Origin of the sequence: Mesorhizobium sp. M7A.F.Ca.US.014.04.1.1 (assembly GCF_003998745.1) — a bacterium.
GTDB lineage: Bacteria > Pseudomonadota > Alphaproteobacteria > Rhizobiales > Rhizobiaceae > Mesorhizobium > Mesorhizobium ciceri.
The window spans coordinates 1-2,143 of record NZ_RZRW01000777.1; the positions used below are offsets into that span (position 1 = coordinate 1).

Sequence of the window (2,143 nt, forward strand, 5' to 3'; positions counted from 1 at the left end):
GCTTTCGAAGGCTAAGGTCGGAAAAACTAGGGCAGGCGGAACCTGTATTCCGTGACGTGGTGGTAGATCGCGCCCGGCCACAGCGTTGCTTGCGGGAAATAAGGCCGGTTCGGCGCGTCCGGCCAAATCTGCGGCTCCAGGCAGAAGCCGCAAAAGGCCTTGTAGTTCCGCCCTTCCAGCCCGGTGCGCGGCGTCACATACTGGCCGGTATAGAGCTGGACGCCGGGCTCGGTGGTCCAGACCTCCATCTCGACACCGGAACTGGCGCCTTGCGTCCATGCCGCCTGCTTGAGCGGCCCGCGTGCCGAAGCAAGGCAGAAATTCTGGTCGTAGGGCAGTTGATCACCCTCGGTTTCCATGCGCAGCGGCCGCGCCTGGCGGAAATCGAATGGCGTGCCGTCAACCGGCTTGACCACGCCTGTGGGGATCATGTCGCCATCGACCGGCAGGTAGGCGCCGGCATTCAGCATCATCCTGTGGTCGAGAATGTCGCCTGCGCCGCCATCATCCAGGTTGAAATAGGAATGCTGGGTGAGATTGCACAGCGTCGGCTCCTCGCAGGTGGCGGTCAGCTCGACGCTGAGCGTGCCGGGGATCTTCAGCCGGTAGGTGCAGGTGACGTCGAGCGCGCCGGGAAAACCCATCGTGCCGTCGGGATCGTGCAGCGTCAGCGTGACGAAATCCCTGCCATGCAAGGAAACCGTCCACGGCCGGTGGGAGTAACCTTGCGAGCCGCCATGCAGCGTATGCTTGTCGAGGAAGTTTTGCTCGGTCTGGTAGCGGCTGCCGCCAATGGTGAAGCGGCCGTCGCGGATGCGGTTGGCATAGCGGCCGACGACCGCACCGAAGAAGGCCGTATCCGTCTCGTAGCCTTCCAGACTGTCATAGCCGAGCACCAGCGGAGCATCGTGCCCGGTCAGGCGCAAATCCTGGATGATCGCGCCCAGACCGATGATGTTGGCTGTGATGCCGCCGCCCCTGATCGTGAAGCGACGCACCTGCTCGCCAGCCTGCGTCGTGCCGAAAACCTCGCCGTCCTTCATCGCCATGCCCGTAAATGCCAGTTGATCCAGAAGACTTCGGCTGGTTTTTCCATGAGAGATGGGCAGGCCATCGGCCTCCCCATCCCAGGGATAGCCTATCAGAGGCCGAGGCCGCCGATGCAGACATATTTGGTGTCGAGATAATCCTCGATGCCCTGATGCCCGCCTTCCTTGCCGAGGCCGGATTCCTTGACGCCGCCGAACGGCGCCTCCGGCGTGGTGATGAGGCCTTCATTGACCCCGACCATGCCGTATTTCAGCCCTTCCATCACTCGGAAGGCGCGGCCGAGGTCACCGGTGTAGAAGTAGCAGGCAAGGCCGAATTCGGTGTCGTTGGCGAGGGCGACGGCTTCCTCTTCGGTCTCGAACTTGAACACCGGTGCGACCGGGCCAAAGATCTCTTCCTTCATGAAGCGCATCTTGGGTGTCGCGTTGGCGATGACCGTCGGCTGGAAGAACGAACCGCCGAGCGCATGGCGCTTGCCGCCGGCAACGATCTTGCCGCCCTTTGATGTGGCGTCGGCGATCAGTTCCTCGACCTTCTCGACCGCCTTCTCGTCGATCAGCGGCCCCTGCTGCACGCCGTCCTCGAGGCCGGAGCCGACCTTCAGCGCGTTGCTGGCGGCAGCGAGCTTCTCGACGAACTTGTCATAGACACCTGCCTGGACAAGGAAGCGGTTGGTGCAAACGCAGGTCTGGCCGGAATTGCGGTACTTGGCGGTGATGGCGCCGGCGACGGCACGCTCGAGGTCGGCGTCGTCGAAAACGATGAACGGCGCGTTGCCGCCGAGTTCCATCGACACCTTCTTGACGGTGACCGACGACTTCTGGATGAGAAGCTTGCCGACCTCGGTCGAGCCGGTGAAAGTGATCTTCGACACCAGCGGATTGGCGCAGATCTCGTCGCCGATCTCGCTGGCCGAACCGGTCAGGATGTTGACGACGCCCTTGGGGAAACCGACTTCCTCTGCGAGCGCGCCCCAGGCGAGACCCGAATACGGCGTCTGCGACGCAGGCTTGACCACGGCGGTGCAGCCGGCGGCGAGCGCCGGGCCGAGCTTGCGGGCCAGCATCGAGGACGGAAAATTCCCCGGCGGGAT

The 2,143-nt window shown here is 63.5% G+C and carries 2 protein-coding genes; both read right to left on the reverse strand.

Annotated features, from left to right (window positions below):
• Window positions 1-26: 26 nt before the first annotated feature.
• Window positions 27-1,049, reverse strand: coding sequence for an aldose epimerase family protein (locus EOA22_RS31330; protein ID WP_063168174.1), 1,023 nt, complete (start codon window positions 1,047-1,049; stop codon window positions 27-29).
• 92 nt (window positions 1,050-1,141) lie between these two features.
• On the reverse strand, window positions 1,142-2,143 hold a 1,002-nt coding region (locus tag EOA22_RS31335; protein WP_164756099.1), incomplete at its 5' end, for an NAD-dependent succinate-semialdehyde dehydrogenase.